This is a genomic window from Anaerotruncus rubiinfantis, assembly GCF_900078395.1.
Lineage (GTDB): Bacteria > Bacillota > Clostridia > Oscillospirales > Ruminococcaceae > Anaerotruncus > Anaerotruncus rubiinfantis.
The window spans coordinates 992,052-1,009,397 of sequence record NZ_FKLA01000009.1; the positions used below are offsets into that span (position 1 = coordinate 992,052).

Annotated in this window: 15 protein-coding genes and 5 tRNA genes; 14 read left to right on the forward strand and 6 right to left on the reverse strand. The window is 56.2% G+C overall.

Annotated features, from left to right (window positions below; all coding sequences use genetic code 11):
• Nucleotides 1-3 precede the first annotated feature (3 nt).
• The 3 genes from BN4275_RS10325 to BN4275_RS10335 all read left to right on the forward strand — a co-directional run bounded on the left by BN4275_RS10325 (nt 4) and on the right by BN4275_RS10335 (nt 4,810).
• A complete protein-coding gene (locus BN4275_RS10325; RefSeq protein WP_066457734.1) occupies nt 4-2,913 on the forward strand; it encodes a type I restriction endonuclease subunit R in 2,910 nt (969 codons plus the stop codon).
• Nucleotides 2,914-3,012: 99 nt separating this feature from the next.
• The gene (locus BN4275_RS10330; RefSeq protein WP_066457737.1) at nt 3,013-3,204 is read left to right on the forward strand and encodes a hypothetical protein; all 192 of its coding nucleotides are present in this window, start codon (nt 3,013-3,015) and stop codon (nt 3,202-3,204) included.
• On the forward strand, nt 3,179-4,810 hold the full coding sequence (locus BN4275_RS10335; RefSeq protein WP_066457740.1) for a recombinase family protein: 1,632 nt from the start codon (nt 3,179-3,181) through the stop codon (nt 4,808-4,810). The genes BN4275_RS10330 and BN4275_RS10335 overlap by 26 nt, the downstream gene beginning before the upstream one ends.
• On the opposite strand, the gene BN4275_RS10340 is transcribed toward BN4275_RS10335, so the two are convergent.
• The gene (locus BN4275_RS10340; protein WP_066457743.1) at nt 4,797-4,997 is read right to left on the reverse strand and encodes a sporulation sigma factor SigK; all 201 of its coding nucleotides are present in this window, start codon (nt 4,995-4,997) and stop codon (nt 4,797-4,799) included. The two genes, BN4275_RS10335 and BN4275_RS10340, sit on opposite strands and share 14 nt — an antisense overlap.
• Nucleotides 4,998-5,186: 189 nt before the next feature.
• On the opposite strand from BN4275_RS10340, the gene iorA reads away from it, so the two are divergent.
• The 11 genes from iorA to BN4275_RS10395 all read left to right on the forward strand — a co-directional run bounded on the left by iorA (nt 5,187) and on the right by BN4275_RS10395 (nt 12,654).
• On the forward strand, nt 5,187-6,962 hold the full coding sequence (gene iorA / locus BN4275_RS10345; protein ID WP_066460348.1) for an indolepyruvate ferredoxin oxidoreductase subunit alpha: 1,776 nt from the start codon (nt 5,187-5,189) through the stop codon (nt 6,960-6,962).
• Nucleotides 6,962-7,552 carry an indolepyruvate oxidoreductase subunit beta gene (locus tag BN4275_RS10350; RefSeq protein ID WP_066460350.1) on the forward strand — a complete coding sequence of 197 codons (591 nt, stop codon included), beginning with the start codon at nt 6,962-6,964 and terminating at the stop codon, nt 7,550-7,552. Before iorA ends, BN4275_RS10350 begins: the two co-directional genes overlap by 1 nt.
• 615 nt (nt 7,553-8,167) lie before the next feature.
• Entirely contained in the window at nt 8,168-9,400 is a 1,233-nt protein-coding gene (locus BN4275_RS10355) for a phenylacetate--CoA ligase family protein (protein WP_066457746.1), read from the forward strand.
• Between the two features lie 131 nt (nt 9,401-9,531).
• The gene (locus BN4275_RS10360) at nt 9,532-9,804 is read left to right on the forward strand and encodes a DUF1294 domain-containing protein (protein ID WP_066460352.1); all 273 of its coding nucleotides are present in this window, start codon (nt 9,532-9,534) and stop codon (nt 9,802-9,804) included.
• A gap of 19 nt (nt 9,805-9,823) precedes the next feature.
• Nucleotides 9,824-10,897, forward strand: a complete 1,074-nt coding sequence (locus tag BN4275_RS10365) for a 6-phosphofructokinase (protein WP_187116812.1) — start codon at nt 9,824-9,826, stop codon at nt 10,895-10,897.
• A gap of 141 nt (nt 10,898-11,038) precedes the next feature.
• Nucleotides 11,039-11,114: transfer RNA gene (locus BN4275_RS10370), tRNA-Val, on the forward strand.
• Between the two features lie 19 nt (nt 11,115-11,133).
• A tRNA-Asp gene (locus BN4275_RS10375) sits at nt 11,134-11,210 on the forward strand.
• A 154-nt stretch (nt 11,211-11,364) separates the two neighbouring features.
• Nucleotides 11,365-11,440: transfer RNA gene (locus tag BN4275_RS10380), tRNA-Phe, on the forward strand.
• Between the two features lie 3 nt (nt 11,441-11,443).
• Nucleotides 11,444-11,519 (forward strand) — tRNA-Gly (locus BN4275_RS10385).
• Nucleotides 11,520-11,582: 63 nt separating this feature from the next.
• Nucleotides 11,583-11,657: transfer RNA gene (locus BN4275_RS10390), tRNA-Cys, on the forward strand.
• A gap of 112 nt (nt 11,658-11,769) precedes the next feature.
• The gene (locus BN4275_RS10395) at nt 11,770-12,654 is read left to right on the forward strand and encodes a hypothetical protein (RefSeq protein ID WP_066457751.1); all 885 of its coding nucleotides are present in this window, start codon (nt 11,770-11,772) and stop codon (nt 12,652-12,654) included.
• A 9-nt stretch (nt 12,655-12,663) separates the two neighbouring features.
• Here the strand turns inward: BN4275_RS10395 and BN4275_RS10400 are convergent, their stop codons facing one another.
• The 5 genes from BN4275_RS10400 to BN4275_RS10420 form a co-directional block, all read right to left on the reverse strand.
• Nucleotides 12,664-13,128 (reverse strand): NUDIX hydrolase, encoded by a 465-nt coding sequence (locus BN4275_RS10400; RefSeq protein ID WP_066457753.1) that lies wholly within the window; start codon nt 13,126-13,128, stop codon nt 12,664-12,666.
• 109 nt (nt 13,129-13,237) lie between these two features.
• Nucleotides 13,238-13,858, reverse strand: a complete 621-nt coding sequence (locus tag BN4275_RS10405) for a hypothetical protein (RefSeq protein WP_066457756.1) — start codon at nt 13,856-13,858, stop codon at nt 13,238-13,240.
• Nucleotides 13,859-13,886: 28 nt separating this feature from the next.
• Nucleotides 13,887-15,725 (reverse strand): CotH kinase family protein, encoded by a 1,839-nt coding sequence (locus BN4275_RS10410; RefSeq protein WP_079988213.1) that lies wholly within the window; start codon nt 15,723-15,725, stop codon nt 13,887-13,889.
• Nucleotides 15,726-15,735: 10 nt separating this feature from the next.
• Nucleotides 15,736-16,407 carry a DUF4956 domain-containing protein gene (locus BN4275_RS10415; RefSeq protein WP_066457762.1) on the reverse strand — a complete coding sequence of 224 codons (672 nt, stop codon included), beginning with the start codon at nt 16,405-16,407 and terminating at the stop codon, nt 15,736-15,738.
• A gap of 32 nt (nt 16,408-16,439) precedes the next feature.
• On the reverse strand, nt 16,440-17,129 hold the full coding sequence (locus BN4275_RS10420; protein ID WP_066457765.1) for a polyphosphate polymerase domain-containing protein: 690 nt from the start codon (nt 17,127-17,129) through the stop codon (nt 16,440-16,442).
• Nucleotides 17,130-17,346 lie beyond the last annotated feature (217 nt).

Consider the following 17,346-nt stretch of genomic DNA (forward strand, 5'->3'; position numbering starts at 1 on the left):
TAAATGTTTAACGAAGAAAATACCATTGAACAGATGACCCTGTCCGCCCTGCAGGGGAACGGATGGAACTACATACCCGCGGAGCGGCTTGAACGGCAGTATTCGGATGTCATGGTGGAGCCGATGGTGAAAGCGGCGCTGATTCGCCTGAACCCGGAGATTGCAGAGGAACCTTCCCGTGCAAACGAGGTTATTTACCGGCTGCGCAGGCTGATTTCTTCCGTACAGCCGAATAGTCTGGTGCCAAAGAATGAACAGTTCAAGAAGCTGGTCTTTGAAGAGAATACTTTTCCGTTCGGCAAGAACGGCAGGATGGTTCCAATCCGATTTTTCGGCACCATGAGTCCGGAAGAGCTGGCTCAGAATGAATATGTGGTAACCAATCAATGGGTATTCCCGAAAAAAGAGGGCGGCAAACGGCTGGATATCGTCCTTTTGATAAACGGCTTTCCTGTGGCGGCCGGCGAACTGAAAACGCCCGTCCGCAACGCCATCACCTGGCTGGACGCTGCGGAGGATATCCTGGCGTATGAAAAAAGCATCCCGCAGATGTTTGTTACGAATATCTTCAATTTCGCGTCCGAGGGCAAATGTTACCGGTACGGCGCCGTCAATATGCCGGCAAACCTGTGGGGGCCATGGCATGCTTTGGGCCATAAGGCTGAAGGCAGCCTGTCCGATGTGAAAATCAGCCTGGAGGATATGATCACACCGGCCAAGGTGATGGATATCTTCCAGTTTTTTACCCTTTTTGCCGCCGATAAAAAACATCGGAAATATAAGATCATCTGCCGCTATCAGCAGTACGAAGGGGCAAACCTGATCGTGGAACGCGTTGTCGCCGGGTATCCAAAGAAAGGGCTGCTCTGGCATTTCCAGGGCTCGGGGAAATCGCTGCTCATGGTTTTTGCGGCGCAGAAACTGCGCATGATCCCGCGGCTGAAAAATCCGACCGTTGTGATTGTCGACGACAGGATCGATCTGGAAACCCAGATCACAGCCACCTTCAACGCTTCGGATATCCCGAACCTGGCCAGCGCGTCCTCCAAGGAGGAATTGATGGATTTCTTCCGGGGGGATATGCGCAAAATCCTGATCACCACCATCTTTAAGTTCGGCGAGGTCGACTGCGTGCTCAACCCACGGGAAAATATCATCGTCATGGTTGATGAAGCCCACCGGACCCAGGAAGGCAACCTGGGCGAAAAAATGCGCACCGCCCTGCCGAATGCCTTTTTCTTCGGCTTGACCGGCACCCCGATCAACCGGTCCGACCGGAACACGTTCCAGACATTCGGCGCAAACGAGGATGAGAGCGGGTATATGAGCCGTTATTCCTTCTCCGATTCGATCCGGGACAAAGCGACTCTGCCGTTGCATTTTGAGCCGGTGCCGGTGGACCTGCATATTGACCGGGACAAGCTGGACGCGGAATTTGAAGCAATGACCGCCGATTTGTCCGACGCGCAGCGCGCCGAGCTTTCAAAACGGGTCAATATGAAGGCGATCATGTATAACCCGGATCGTGTGCGCAAGGTCTGTGAACATATTGCAAACCATTATAAGACCAAAATAGAACCGAACGGTTACAAAGGGCAGGTCGTCTGCTATGACCGGGACTGCTGCCTGCTTTATAAACAGGAACTGGACCGGCTGCTGGGGCCTGACACGACCACCATCGTCATGGACACCAACAACGACAAAGGGGATAAATATAAAGCCTACCGCCGCGACCGGGAAGGCGAAGGAAAGCTGCTGGACTACTTCCGGGAACCATCCAGCCCGCTCAAGCTGGTTATTGTGACCGCAAAGCTGCTGACCGGGTTTGACGCGCCGATCCTGCAGGCGATGTACCTTGATAAACCCATGAAGGATCACAGTCTGCTCCAGGCAGTCTGCCGCACCAACCGTACCTATGACATGGGAAAAACCTATGGGCTGGTCGTCGATTATATCGGGATCTTTGATAACGCTGCAAAGACGCTGGATTTCGACGAAAGCAGCATGAAGCGGATTATCACCAACCTTGAAGAGGTCAAAAAACAGTTCCCGGCCCTGCTGAAAAAATGCCTCAGCTATTTTATGGGTGTCGACCGGACGACCGAAGGCTGGGAAGGCCTGATGGCGGCGCAGGAATGCTTGCCGGCCAGCAGAGAAAAAGACGCCTTCGCCGCCGATTACCGCGTGCTCAACCGCGCCTGGGACGCGCTGTCACCGGATCTGTTCCTGCGCCCGTACCGGGCGGATTACCGGTGGCTTTCCCGTGTCTATGAGTCGGTCAAACCGGCCGACGGCAGCGGCGCTTTGATCTGGGCGGCGCTGGGTGCCAAAACAATGGAACTGGTACATGAGAACCTGTCGGTCGGCCAGATCCATGACGACACGGAAATCCTGTCGCTGGACGCCGGTATGATCGATGACTTCATTGCGAAGCAGAAGGATGTGAAACGGGCTGCCAAACAGGTGGAAATCCATCTGGCCGCAACGATTTTGGAGCACAGCAAGGAAGCGGGATATGTCAAGCTCGGAGAAAAACTGGAGAATCTGCGCATGCAGTATGAACAGGGGATCATCACCAGCATCGAATTCCTGAAGCAGCTTTTGGATTTGTCCCAGGAGACTGCGCGGGTGGAAAAGAAAGAGGCCCCCAGGGAAGATCCTGGTCGGGGACGGCGGTCACTGGCGCAGCTGTTCGAGGGGCTGAAGGCCCGCGGTACGCCGGTCGCCGTGGATCATATTGCAGCCGATATCGACAGCTTTGTGAAAACGGTGCGGTTTGACGGCTGGCAGGAGACGCTCACCGGGAAGCAGGAGGTCAAAAAAGCGCTCCGGAATGTGATCTGGCTTAAGTATAATATCAAGGACAAGGAGGTCTTTGACAAAGCGTTCCGTGAGGTCGAAAAATACTACTGATTTCAGTCGGATCCCATAGCCCCCGTGTGCCGGACGGTTTCAGCCGTCCGGCATTTTTGTCCCTGTCCCACGCATATCCATGAAAAGAGGTGATGAATTTTGGAAAGCGTACAGCGCGAACTCATGAGCGTCCTGCTGGGGAAGATCCATTCGCTCGGCCTGATCTCAAAAACGACCTATCTAAACGCCGAGGACGGTTTGTATTCCGGAAAAGGCCTGCCGGAGCTGCTGGGGCCTGTGCGCCAGGAAAAGGAGGCCGGCGGGGATGGATATACGCAGGGCGCGCGGTGAGATGCGGCTGGGAAGGCCGGTTTTCGACCTCCCATTGCGGGTGACCTTTTACGCAAGAGTTTCCACCGACAGGGACGAACAATTGAACAGCCTGGAAAACCAGGTGCAGTATTACACCGAACTGATTCAGTCGAAGCCAAACTGGACCTACGTTGAGGGATATATTGACGAGGGGATCAGCGGGACGAGTACCAAAAGGCGGGACAGCTTTAATCGGATGATCGCGGATGCCAAAGCGGGGCGCTTTGACTTTATCATCACGAAGGAGATATCCCGCTTTTCCCGTTCCACCCTGGACAGCATCCGGTATACGCAGGAACTGCTGGAGCACGGCGTCGGGGTGCTGTTCCAGAACGACAATATCAATACCCTCGACTCGGACAGCGAATTCCGGCTGGTAGTCATGGCCGGCGTGGCCCAGGATGAGGTGCGAAAACTCTCCGAGCGGCTCAAATTCGGATTCCGGCAGGCTATCAAAAACGGCCACGTGCTGGGTAACGACAGATTGTGGGGCTATGACAAAAAGGACTGTGCGCTGACCATCAATGAGGGGGAAGCACAAGTGGTCCGCCGCATCTTCGATCTCTACGCCAACCAGCAGATGGGGATACGGCGCATCTCACAGACATTATTCGATGAGGGCTTCACCAGCCGCAAGGGCAACCCCTTCAATGTGCTGACCATCCGCAACATCCTGCAAAATCCCAAATACAAGGGCTGGTACTGCGCCAACAAGTCCCAGACGGTGGACTACCGCAGCAAGCGCAAGATCTTTTTGGATGAGAGCGAGTGGGTGATGTACCCCGACTCGGCCGTTCCAGCCATCGTATCGGAGGAGCTGTGGGACCGGGCCAACGCCCTCTATAAGCGGCGCAGCCAGCAGATGATGGCCCACCAGAGCGCGGCCGAATTCCACAACCGCTACCCCTACAGCGGCAAGATCATTTGTGAGGAGCACGGAACCAGCTTCCACCGGCAGGTGCTCAAAAGCGCCAGGGGGGAAAAGGAGGTCTGGCAGTGCCGGGTCTACCGCAACCGGGGCCGGGCGGCCTGCTCCGCGCCCCAGCTGCGCACCGCCGCGCTGGATCAGATCATGGCTCAAATCTTTGACCAACTGGCCCAAAATAAGCAAGCCATTGTGGACGCGGTGGTGAAGGTGATCAAATCGGTTCCTGATGAGCACGACTATGGCCGGGATGTACTGCGCATTGAGGAAGACCTGTCCGCGATCAACGCAAAAAAAGACCGTCTGCTGGAAATGAGCATGGCGGAGGCAATTTCCATCGAGGAGTTCAAGCACCGCAACGACGGCTTCAATGAGCAAATTCGAGAGCTGGAGGAACGGCTGGAGCACATAAAAACTGAGGAGCAAAAGAGCAAGAGCTCCGTGGAGCAGCTGGATAAAATCAAAACCGTCCTCGAACAGGAGTTATCATTCGCCAATGGCATCAATTCCGAACTGGTGACCACCATTTTAGACCACATGGTGGTCAAAAAAGGATCTACCCGCGAAGAAGTATATCTGGATATCTATCTGAAATTTGGCGGTCCTTATAGGGCCGTTTTTGACCGGGAAAATTCCTCCTTCCGCATCAATCGTTATTAATAATATGTGCGACCAGCCGCAGATTGTGTTCGATGAGTTTTGCCTTCGCATCGGGATCGCCCGCGGCAATCGCCTCGAGACATTCGCGCTCCTCTTTTGCGGTGAGCGGACGCGGAAAGGAACCGGAGCCGGTGACGTGCAGGGCGAAATAGATGAGATTGCACAGGCAGACAAACATTGACAGCATAAGGGACCTCCTCTGCCGGTGCGTGCGTTGCCCGGCAAAATAATAGTACCGGGTATGGGTTACCCGGTACTATTTATATATATTGTTTTGCGGGGATTTTGTGCCAGTCCTTTGCAAACAACTGTAAAAAGGAGTATAATATCATCCATATAATGAATCGGGGAGGACGATCCAGTGAAAAAACTACTGATGGGCAACGAAGCGATTGCCCTGGGGGCGATCCGTGCGGGGGTCGGCCTGGTGGCGGGCTATCCCGGCACTCCATCGACCGAAACGCTCGAGACGGTCGCCAAATATAAACCGGATGGGATCTATGTCGAATGGTCGGTCAACGAAAAAGCCGCGATGGAAGTCGCGGCGGGCGCGGCTTACGCGGGCGTGCGCACGATGGTCACCATGAAACAGGTCGGGCTGAATGTCGCGTCCGACCCGCTAATGAGCCTTGCTTATGTCGGGGTTAAGGGCGGTATGGTTGTGCTGGTTGCGGACGACCCGGGACCGATCTCGTCGCAGACCGAACAGGATACCCGCCACTTCGCGCAGTTTTCAAAGCTGCCTGTGTTTGACCCGGCCTCGCCGGAAGAAGCCTACCTGATGATTGCAGACGCGTTCGAGCTTTCCGAGCGGCTGGGCACACCGGTGCTGTTCCGCCCAACTACCCGCGTCTGTCATGGCTGTGCCGCGGTCGAAGTGGAGGAACAGCGCCGCGGTGTGAATCCGGAAGGCTTTGTGAAGGACCCGCGCTGGGTGATCTTCCCGCGGCTCGCGTTCGAGAACCATAAAAAGATTGAGGCGCGCAACGCCGCGCTCTGCGATGAATTTTCCGACTACCACTACAACACGGTCACGGGGAGCGGTCGGAAAGGGGTGGCCGCGGGCGGCGTGAGCTACAGCTATACCCGTGAGGCCGCAAAGCTTCTCGGAATTGACCCGAAGCTTTTGCGGGTGGCCACCCCATATCCGTTCCCGGAACGGCTGGCGCTCGAATTCCTGTCGGGGCTTGACGAGGTGCTGGTGCTGGAGGAGCTTGATCCGGTCATCGAACGGGAACTGATCTATCTGTGCGGCAAGCACCATCTCAATGTGAAAATCCGCGGCAAGCTGACCGGCGATGCGCCGAATGCGGGCGAGCTTTCCACAGAACTGGCAAAAATTTCGCTTGCTGCTTATCTTGGAATCCCACTTCCGGCGCAGCAGCCGTGCAAAACGCCTCCGCTGCCAGTGCGCCCGCCGGTGCTCTGCGCGGGCTGTCCGCACCGGGCTTCGTTCTATGCGGTCAAGCAGGCGATGAAGGGCAGGAAAGCAGCATTCTCCGGCGATATCGGCTGCTATACGCTTGGAAACGCCATGCCGCTCGATATGGTGGACACCTGCCTGTGCATGGGCGCGGACGTGACCATCGCCCAGGGACTGCACCGCGCCGAACCGGATACGGTCAATTTTGCTTTTATCGGGGATTCGACCTTCTTTGCCTCTGGAATCACCGGCGTTATCAACGCTGTGTATAATGAAACAAATATCGTCCTGATTGTACTTGACAATTCGACCACCGCGATGACCGGACACCAGCCGCACCCGGGCACCGGGCGCACAATGATGGGCAACGTGGTGGAAAAGGTGAGCATCCCGAAGGTGCTCGGGGCAATCGGCGTGAAGTCTGTCACACGGGTGAACCCGCTCGATCTCGACGCGGCGGTGAAGGCCGTAAGGGAAGCAGCCGCAGTGGATGGGGTGTCGGCAGTCATCTTTGAATCGCCCTGTATCGCGGTGGCAAAGCCTCTGACTTTACATACGGTGGACGCGGATCGCTGCATCGGGTGCAAAAAATGTATCCGGGAGCTCGGCTGCCCGGCAATCTCAATGGAGAACGGCAAAGCGGTGATTGAGCCGTCGATGTGCTACGGCTGTACCATTTGCGCGCAGGTCTGCCCGGCCGGCGCGATCGCTGTGGGAGGTGCAAGATGATGGAGCTGAATGTATTGCTTGCCGGCGTGGGCGGACAGGGGACGGTGCTCGCCTCCCGCCTGATTGCCCAGGCCGCGATGGACAAAGGCTTTTTTGCACGCACCGCCGAGACGATCGGCATGGCGCAGCGCGGCGGTTGTGTCGTGAGCCATGTGCGCGTCGGGGAGGAAGTATATTCCCCGCTCATCCCGCTCGGCACGGCGGACCTGCTCATCGGGTTTGAACCGGGCGAAGCGGTGCGCTGTCTGCCGTATCTAAAAAATGGCGGCACGGTCATCGCCGCGCAAAAGGCGATCATGCCGGTGACAGCGTCGCTCGGCGGCGCGGCATACGACGGGGCCGCAATGCTCGACTACCTCAGGGAAAATGTTCCGGGCGTCATCCTGGTCGACGGGGAGGCGATCTGCGCCGCGTGCGGCTCGCCAAAGGTGCTGAACGTCGCGCTGCTTGGCGCGGCTGTCGCCTCCGGAAAGCTGGGCGTGACGATGGATGAGATGCAAAAGACGGTCGAGGCGCGCGTGCCCGCAAAATACCTGGAATTAAACCGTAAGGCGCTTTCGCTCGGCGCGCGGGCGGTGCCCGCAAAATGAACGGGAAATCCATGCCGCGCACCACGCTGCTTGCACCTTTGCGGCGCAGGGGGCATGAAACGTCGGATTCAGCCTTGAGCTGACTGCCTGTGGGGTGCGCTTGCGGAGCGGGACTTGACAAGGCATCTGCCGGGGTTTCGCAAGGGGATGGCTAGTCCCCTTGCGCGCATTCTTTTGGCGGTTTCTTGTGCGCACAAGAAACTGCCCCTGCGGAGCAACCCCGCGCCGACAGGCGCAAAAGCGGGACGCTCGCAGGGCGCAATCTGCATTTTACCTCTTGACAACCGGCAAAGTTGGTGCTTTAATAGAGAAAACAAAACCGTTGACGGAGAGATAAAACCGCAGGCGCACGCACAGAGAGCCGGGAATGCTGAGAGCCCGGACGGAACGCGGGGCGGACAAATGGACTCCCGAGGGCGCGATGAAAAGGTTCAAACCTGAGTATCCCGCGACGTTGGCCCACGTTACAGGGCGAGGAGCGTGTTGGCGTTCTGATGAGGTGGATGTCTCTGACATCAATCAAGGTGGTACCGCAGGTTTTACACCTGTCCTTGCAAAAGGACAGGTGTTTTTGTTTTTATCCAGCAGTTTTTAATATGACAGGAGTTGTTTGTTATGAAGATGAAGCAGCAGCAGTTCGACCTGATCAAGGCGCAGCTCAAAAAGCTGACCGGCCAGGAGGGCTTTTATAAAAACAAGCTGGAGGGGGTCGATATCGACGCCATCCAGTCGCAGGAAGATTTTGAGAAGCTCCCGTTTACCTGGAAGGGCGACCTGCGCGAAGCGTATCCGCTCGGATTGCAGGCGGTCCCGGATGAGGAGATCGTGCGCATCCATTCCTCTTCCGGCACGACGGGAACCCCGGTCATTATCCCATATACCCGGAAGGATGTCGAAGACTGGGCAATCATGTTTAAGCGCTGCTATGAGACGGCTGGCGTGACCCGTCTCGACCGCATCCAGATCACGCCGGGATATGGACTCTGGACGGCGGGAATCGGTTTTCAGGCGGGCGCGGAGCTTCTGGGCGCGATGGTCGTGCCGATGGGACCGGGCAATACCGACAAGCAGCTGCGGATGATGGTGGACTTAAAGTCCACGGTTCTGACCGCGACCTCCTCCTATGCGCTGCTGCTGGCTGAGGAGATTGCCCGGCGCGGGATTGCGGATCAGATTCATCTGAAGAAGGGGATCATCGGGTCCGAGCGCTGGGGCGAAAAGATGCGCAAACGGATTGCGTCCGAGCTGGGCGTGCAGCTTTACGACATCTACGGCCTGACCGAGGTCTATGGCCCGGGCATCGGCATGAGCTGCGATTACGAATGCGGGATGCACTACTGGGACGATTACCTTTATTTTGAGATCATCGACCCCAAGACCGGCGAAGTCGTTCCAGATGGACAGGTTGGCGAACTGGTCATCACCACCCTCAAAAAGGAGGGCGCGCCGCTCATCCGTTACCGCACCCACGACCTCACCCGCTTCCTGCCGGGCGACTGCAAATGCGGACTTGACTATCCGCGCATCGACACGCTGGTCGGCCGCACCGACGATATGGTCAAGGTCAAAGGGGTCAATATCTTCCCCAGCCAGATCGACGAACTTCTGCGCGATATTCCGGGCGCGTCGAGCGAGTACCAGGTGATGATCGACCACTTGAACGGCAAGGACATCATGACCCTGTTTGTGGAAACCGAAACCGGCGTAGACCGCGCGTCGTTTGCAGACCTTTTGCGCGATACTTTTAAAGTGAAGATCGGCATCACAATTGTTCCGAAGCCGGTGGGCGTCGGTGATCTGCCGCGCAGCGAAAAGAAGTCCACCCGCATCTTCGACAACCGTTATTGAAAGACGTTTTTGAAATCCAGGGAAGCGGCCCCAGCTGGCCGCTTCCTTTTTGCATCCATAAAAAAGGATAGTAATTGAAAAAACCTGGTGCTATAATGAATGCAGATAAAAAGACAAAGAAAGGGAACACTATGCAGACATATTTGTTTTATTATCTGGCAATCGTAAACGTGGCCGTCCTGATCTTAGTGGGGATCGATAAATGGAAAGCAAAACATCATGCCTGGCGGGTCGCGGAGAAAACCTTTTTTACCGCGGCGCTTTTGGGGGGTGGCCCTGGCGTATGGGCGGGGATGTATCTGTTCCGTCACAAGACGAAACACTGGTATTTCGTCTGGGGTATCCCGTTCATTACCGTGGCGGAATACGGGCTGCTTTTCTGGCTTTCCTGGAACAGGGCGTAATACAAGGAGGAATAACAAAGTGGCAATGAGAGTGGGTATTTTGACGGCGGGCGGGGACTGCCCCGGATTGAATGCAACGATCCGGGGCGTTGCCAAGGCGCTTTATCAGAAGCTGGACGATGTGGAGATTGTGGGGATCGTGGACGGTTTCAAGGGGCTGATCGAGGGCGAATATCATGAGATGAAGCAGTCGGATTTTTCCGGGATTTTGACGCAGGGCGGCACGATCCTGGGCACCGCACGCACGCCTTACAAGATGATGAAGGTTGTCGAAGATGATGTGGACAAGGTTGCCCGGATGAAGGGCAACTATAAAAAGATGAAGCTTGACTGCCTTCTGACGCTGGGCGGCAACGGCACACACAAGACGGCGAATCTTCTGCATCTGGAAGGGCTCAATGTGATCGGCTTGCCCAAAACAATCGACAACGACATCTGGGGCACCGATGTGACCTTCGGCTTCCATACAGCGGTCGATCTGGGCACCGAGGTGGTCGACCGGGTGCACACGACCGCGAGCAGCCACAAACGGGTGATGGTCATTGAGCTGATGGGCAACAAGGCGGGCTGGCTGACCCTTTATACCGGGATCGCGGGCGGCGCGGATGTGATCCTGATCCCAGAGATCCCCTATGACATCAACAAGGTCATCAAGGCGGTTGAGCGCCGCGCGGAGCGGGGACGCGGGTTCTCGATCCTGGCGGTAGCGGAAGGCGCGTTTGATGTGGAAGAGGCGAAACTGAAAAAGAAGGAACGGGCCGAACGCCGCGCGGCGGCGGGGGAGGTGACCGCCTCCAACCGGATTGCCCGCACCATCGAAGCACAAGCGGGTTTTGAGACCCGGATGGTGGTTCCGGGACATTTCATACGCGGCGGAGCGCCGAGCGCCTACGACCGGGTGCTGGCCTCCCAATTCGGCGTCTATGCGGCGGGGTTGGTGGCTGACGGAATTTTCGGCGTAACGGTTGCCGAACAGCACAATATGGTGATGCATAACCCTCTGGAGGAGGTAGCGGGCAAAACCAAACTGGTGCCGGTTGATAATCAAATGGTTGCCACCGCACGCAATTTGGGGATTTCTTTCGGAGACTGAGCTGAATATGGGGGATGGGGCTTGAACTCATCCCCCATATATGGAAAAATTGGGGCAGAATTTTACAAAAGATGCAAAACACTATTGACAAATATGCCCCCAGCATTTATAATAAATAACGCACTGTTCGGAAAGACGTACGGGAGCTTAGCTCAGCTGGGAGAGCACCTGCCTTACAAGCAGGGGGTCACAGGTTCGAGCCCTGTAGTTCCCACCAGCCGTTTCAGATGTTTTATGGCCCGGTAGTTCAGTTGGTTAGAACGCTAGCCTGTCACGCTAGAGGTCGTGGGTTCGAGCCCCATCCGGGTCGCCATTTTCTTTGCACCGCAGGTGCTTCCACTGTTTTCGACCCGAATGGGGCGAGAACAGGTCGGCTGCGAAAGCAGCAAAAACATGCCGGGGGCATGTTTTTAGATCGCGGGTAGAGCCTATTCCATCCGGGTCGCCATTTTCCCTTTTTGGGATGTGCCTTTGTAGCTCAGTTGGTAGAGCAGAGGACTGAAAATCCTCGTGTCGTTGGTTCGATTCCGACCGAAGGCACCATTCGCGGGTTTAGCTCATTTGGTAGAGCGCCACCTTGCCAAGGTGGAGGTAGCGAGTTCGAACCTCGTAACCCGCTCCAACAAAAAGAGGCGATTGTGTATCACAATGTCTCTTTTTCCATATACTATAGTATATGGAATCTGGCGCCATAGCCAAGCGGTAAGGCAGGAGTCTGCAAAACTCCCATTCCCCGGTCCGATTCCGGGTGGCGCCTCCACGAAACAGGACTCATTTTTGGATAAAAATGAGTCCTGTTTTTTATCGTGCATGAAAACCGTTTCAAACCGGCACTGATTGAACGAAAAAGAACTGGATGAGGAGGACCCGTCATGGGAAAAAGGTGGATCGCGGGATTTTTGGCGCTGCTGGCGGCGCTGGTTTCATTCGGCTGCAGCGTGAAAACCAGGCCTCCCGAAACCTATGTGCAGGTGCAAAGCGCAGCGAGCGGCTTGAAATCGGCGGACCTGGAAGTTTCACAGCCGGACAGCATCGATCCAGAGCCGCCAGAGGAGGCCGGCGCGGCGGCTCCCGACGGCATGACCGCCGATCTGCGCGGCATCACAGATCCTTTTGCACGCGCGTCCGCGGCGGCCTTTGCGTTTCTCAACAGCGGGCAGTTCCCGCTGATGCAGTATGAGCTCGGACTGGCGGATTACAATCTTGACGGTATGCCCGAACTGGTGGTGGAAAGTATGGGCAACTGGGGCGGTAGCCATACGGTGTTGGGCCTTTCCGGTGACTGCTCGGAAATTCTCGGCGGCTATGAAACGGCAAACGGACCGAACGAATTCTTCCTGTTCACCGGGGCGACCGGTGAAACGCTCCTTGGGATGGAGGGCGCCGGCGGGCACGGATTCGAAAATTACGAAATCCGCCTCAGCTTCCAATACGGCCAAGACGGTGAGTTTACAGTATGGGAGCAGCGCTGGACCGAATGCTTTTCCCAGGACCGGCAAACGTCCTCAACAGAGGTTGCTGTGCTTTGCAACGATGAAACGATGGATACCTTTGAAACGCGGGAAGCAGCCGAGACTTCCGAATATGGCTGGTATTTTGCCGGGGAGAGGCTCACGGAATCCGCGCCGTTTGTGCTGGAAGGCGAGCTGGCCTCCACAGAGCCGGATGGAAGCCTGTGGGACAAGGTCTCAAAGGAGGAAATTGACGTGCGTATCGAGGCGCTCAAGGCGGCATACCAGGCGAAAATGCAGGGGTGAGCGCGCTGTTCAGATGGGCTTTCCATTGAGCGTGGCGGAAAGCAGCCGATCCCCTTCATAGACGAGCTTTAAAGAAAAGAACGGCCCTGGCCCGGAGATGAGCCGCAGGAAGATTTTGTCGCCTTCCCAAAGAGGGAGCTCGGCCAGCCTTTCCTTTGCAATCCAGGCGAGCTCCCCTTCGTCGCAGGTGATGAGCTCCCCTGTGAAGGCGCCGGACGTGAACAGGTGCATATATTCGGTTTCGTAGCGGTCGGAAACAAAGGTCACGATGCCGCGGTATTCCCACGCGGACAGGGTGAGGCCGGTTTCCTCCTTCACCTCGCGCAGGACGCAATCCTCGGGGCTTTCCCCATCCTCAAATTTCCCGCCGATGCCGATCCATTTATCGTGGTTCTCATCGTTTTCTTTCTTCACGCGGTGCAGCATCAGGTATTGGCCGTCCCGTTCGATATAACACAAGGTGGAATTTTTCATATCGGCGCCTCCATAAAAGGTTCTGACCCTATTGTAGGGCCGCGGCGGCGCGCGGTCAAGTAAAAAAAGGAGCTTCCCACGGATCGGGAAGCTCCTTTTGTCTGTTTTATTATTTTGTGCCGCGGGCGTCCTTGAGCGTTTCCACCGGGTAGTTGCTGACCGATGTGGTGCGGTCGTTGAGGGAAATCCGGCTGACTGCCGTAAACTGTGCGCCTTTGCGGATGGTCATCTCCCGCAGGTCTTTGGGATTGGCGGCGGAATAGACCTGCAGCGTTGCATCCTGCAGCGCGGTATAGGTGTTCTGAAACTCGATAACCGTGTCCTGCCCGGAATAATCCTTTGTGAGCTTCAAGCAGAAATTGCTGCCGGTGGCATTTTCGTTTTCGCGGTCGGTTGCGGAGATCTGCCGGACATAGTTTGCGCCGATGTTGATTTCACTCTTGCGGCGGAAAAGCGAAGTGTCTGAAAGCGGGGTGCTGTCCGCCACGCGGTAGCAGTCCCCTCCGTCATCGGTGATCCGTTCGGTCACGGTGCAATAGACCGAATCGCTGCGGATCGAATAGTTCCCGCTGCCTCCGTCAGAAAGCGGCTGGTAGTAATAGATCTTGGTGAGCGCGCAAGCTTCGCTTTCACCGGACAGGACCGGCGTGCCGTCCGCGGCAAAGGATACCGTCGGAATCAGGCAGGCGCACATCAGCGCGCAGGTGCATGAAACAAGCTTTTTCCACATGGGTGTTTTCCTCCAGTTTTCCAAAGGTTTAATTCAGCCGGCCCAGTTTCCTGCGCCGGAAGCACGAGACAAAACAGAGACCGATGAGCAGAATGCCCAGGCAGAGGCCTGCCTGCATGAGCGTTTCCCGGGAAAGGGCAGCTTCAGGCTGTCCGCGCGATGCTTCCGGATCGCCGGGAAAGCCTCCGCCGTCCGGCGGCCAGCCATTCTGCGGGCCTTCTTCCATCCGGCGGACACCGCCCTTATCTGCGAACGCCCGCGCATCCGCCGCGGAAAAGTCCGGCAGAACGCCGTTTTTACCGCTTTGCCCGCCCATAACGCCTTCCGGCATACTTTTGGGCGGCATGCCCGGAAACTCCAAGCCTGCCGCGCCGCCATCCGGCGGAGCTTGCCTGTCCGCGGTTTCATCGGGGGATGGCGGCTGCGCATCGGAAGGCTTTTTTGCTTCCCCGCGCCAGTCTGGATTCTGTGCGCCGCCCCTGCCGCCCATATTCATCTGGCCCATATCGGACAGCGTGATGGCCGAAGCGTCCACAAGACCGGAAGAATCCGCCTGCTGGCCTTCGGTGGTGGAGGGGATCGATCCGTCCAGCTGGCCCGATACGCTCTGCGCGCGCAAAAGGCCGTAAGCTTTGAGGGTGTCGGCCGCCTTTTGGTATTCCGTATAGGAGTAGAAAGCGGTTGCGTCGGTCTGCACATACGGGGCGATCAGCTTGTCAATCCGGCTGATTTGATCGGTGAACCGGCCGCCCAGGAAGTATTCGTTGGCGATCTTTTTCAGATGCTGGTGATAAAGTCCCCGGTATTCCTCCACCTCGAGCAATTTGGCCAGGATCGGGGATTTCTCCGCCGAAGTGCCGGAATAAGGGGTGTCGATGGGAAAATTGACCGCGTCCGATGCCGAATGGATCTGGTGCGCGCCGAACGAGAGATTGTAGTCCCACGGAAGCATCGAAAGCCGCCCATCCTGCTCATAGAGGTAATAGTTATGCTTGAGGTTGCTCAGGTAGCTGTCCAGATTGACCAGGAAGACGTTCGCGGCAAAATACCGAAGCACTTCATCAACATCAATATACTGCGCCAAATCTTCGCCTTTGTCAAGATGTTCGAGTGCTTCGATCACGCGAATCTCATCTTCTTCACGCGTTTTAAAAACGGCGTTTTTGAAGATTGCGGAATAACTGTTGGGGTCATTGTCGGTGTAGACAAGGTCATTTCCGCTTCCGCCGAGTCCGCTACCCCCGCCTTCGCTCTCCGGCTTGTAGAGCGCGCCGTAATCGCTTCCAAAACTACGCTCGGCAAATTCCTCCTCCAGAGGTTCGAGCGCCAGATACAGGCCGAAGGGCTCGCCGTTGAGGGTGATCTCAGCGTAGGTGAAGCAAGGGGAAGGCACCCCAATCCAGCCGAGCAGATCGTAGGAGAGAAATTCCTTCATATAGGTTGCGTCTGCGTAAAGATTGTTGAGCACCAGTTTGGAAAGCCCCTGGCAGGTCTGGCCATCAACATACTCGTCAAATTTGATCTTGAAGCTGTACCGGTCGGAATCCATGTTTGAAACACCGGTGAGGCTTGTGTTGCCTTTGGGACGGATCGCCGCGGAAGTATAAAGCGTGCCGTTCACGGTTACATCGCAGGCCGTATATTCTTCCGCGCGGGCGTTTTCGAGCATCGCCTCCCATTCGTTTGGGTCCATCCGGATATCCACCGTCAGGATATCCTGCCCGAAAAGTTTTTCCACATAGGCGGGCTGGCCGGTGGAAAGCCGCTCTGTCATCTCCCGCGGCGCAAAAAACATCAGCAGCACCAGCAGAACCGCCAGCGCCGTCACAGCCGCGGACAGGACCCAGAACCGTTTTTCGGTCATCATTGCGTCACCATCAGGACATGTACTCGCCGTTGTAACTGACGAGTACGGCGCTGGTCACATTGGGCAGAGCGCTCAGCTCATTGACAAAATGGGTGGCCATCTGGCGAAGACGCACTTCCACAGTCAGTTCGATGCCGCCTGCCGAAACGGTTTTCGATTTGAGCAGGGACTTTTTCACCGCTTCATTGATAAAACGATTGACTTCGGCTTCCGCTTCATCATTTTCGCAGCTGACCACCAGAATATAGGGGTTATCAGAACTTTTTTTATTGACAAAGAGCACGAGGATAAGCCCGATGAAGAGCGAGCCGAGCACCGCGAGCGGCAGAAGCCCCGCGCCGGTGACAATACCCGCGGAAATCGACCAGAAAAGGAAGGCGATATCCATAGGTTCCTTGATGGCCGTGCGGAAACGCACGATCGACAGCGCACCGACCATACCGAGTGAAAGGATGACGTTTGAGGTGACCGCAAGGATGATGAGGGTGGTGATGAGGGTCATGGCCATCAGCGAGACGCCGAACGAGGCGGAATACATCACGCCGTTGAAGGTCTTTCGGTAGACCGCGAAGATAAAAAGCCCGAGCGCGAAGGCAAGCAGCAAGGCCAATGACATGTCGAGGATCGAAAAAGAGGCGGTTTTTTCAAGAAAACTGGATTTAAAAATATCGTTGAAGGTCATGGAAATCGACCCCTTTCTATTTTTTTACAGGCTCAAAGGTAACCGCCGGCGGCACGGCAGGCGGCGTACTTGGAGAAAGCGGAGGATTGACGGTTGCGTTCCTGTACGATGCTGCCGATGAGATCGGGCAGGAAAGCGTCATATTTTACCTCGAGGATCATCGGGCTTTTCGCGAGGATGCAGGGAGCGTCCGGAAAAAGGAAATCCGCGCAGGAGAGCCCCATGCGGATCCGGCTGTCAACCGTGATCCGCACATTTCCGGCCGGATAAAGGTAGGCTTCCCGATCGTAGACGACGGGCGTTTTGGGGCGCAGAAGCTGGCAGCGGATCTTGCGGTAAAGTTCCATCACCAGTTCGCGGCGGTCGCTTTGCATCCATTCGATGTCTCTGGAAAGAATGCGTCCGCACTCTTCCGGGGTGATGACGGCAGACTGCTTACAGCCCAGGCTGTTGTGTTTGCTCTTCTTTTCGAGCCGCAGAAAGGAGGTGTCGCTGTTATAATACCGGATACGGAACTTCTCCCGGTGGTTGACCCCATCCAGTTTTTCACGAAGCGCTTTGTTGTCAAGATTGTCGAAATAGAGGCTGTGCACCGTATAGGAGCCGTTCGGCCCGGCGTGGCGGTCACGGGCGGCAACCTGCCGCAGCCGCTGGCGCAGGGAAAGATAATCGGCATAATTGATATAATGCTTGTATTCGTGCCGAAAGTTTGGTTTGCACACGTTTCGTCACTCCTTTTCAGTTGATGCTTCTATTTTCGCCGGTCTTTGTGACAAAATGGTGTGCGGATCGAGAAACAATTCTGAATATTTCCGGGGCGGTGTCATTTTCCGGAAAAACGGAGAAAAAGCGGGCGGCGCGACTCGGGAGAGATCGCACCGCCCGCTTGATAAGGGGCAGGGGGTTCCGGCGAAAGTGTGAAAAACACCGGAACCATGT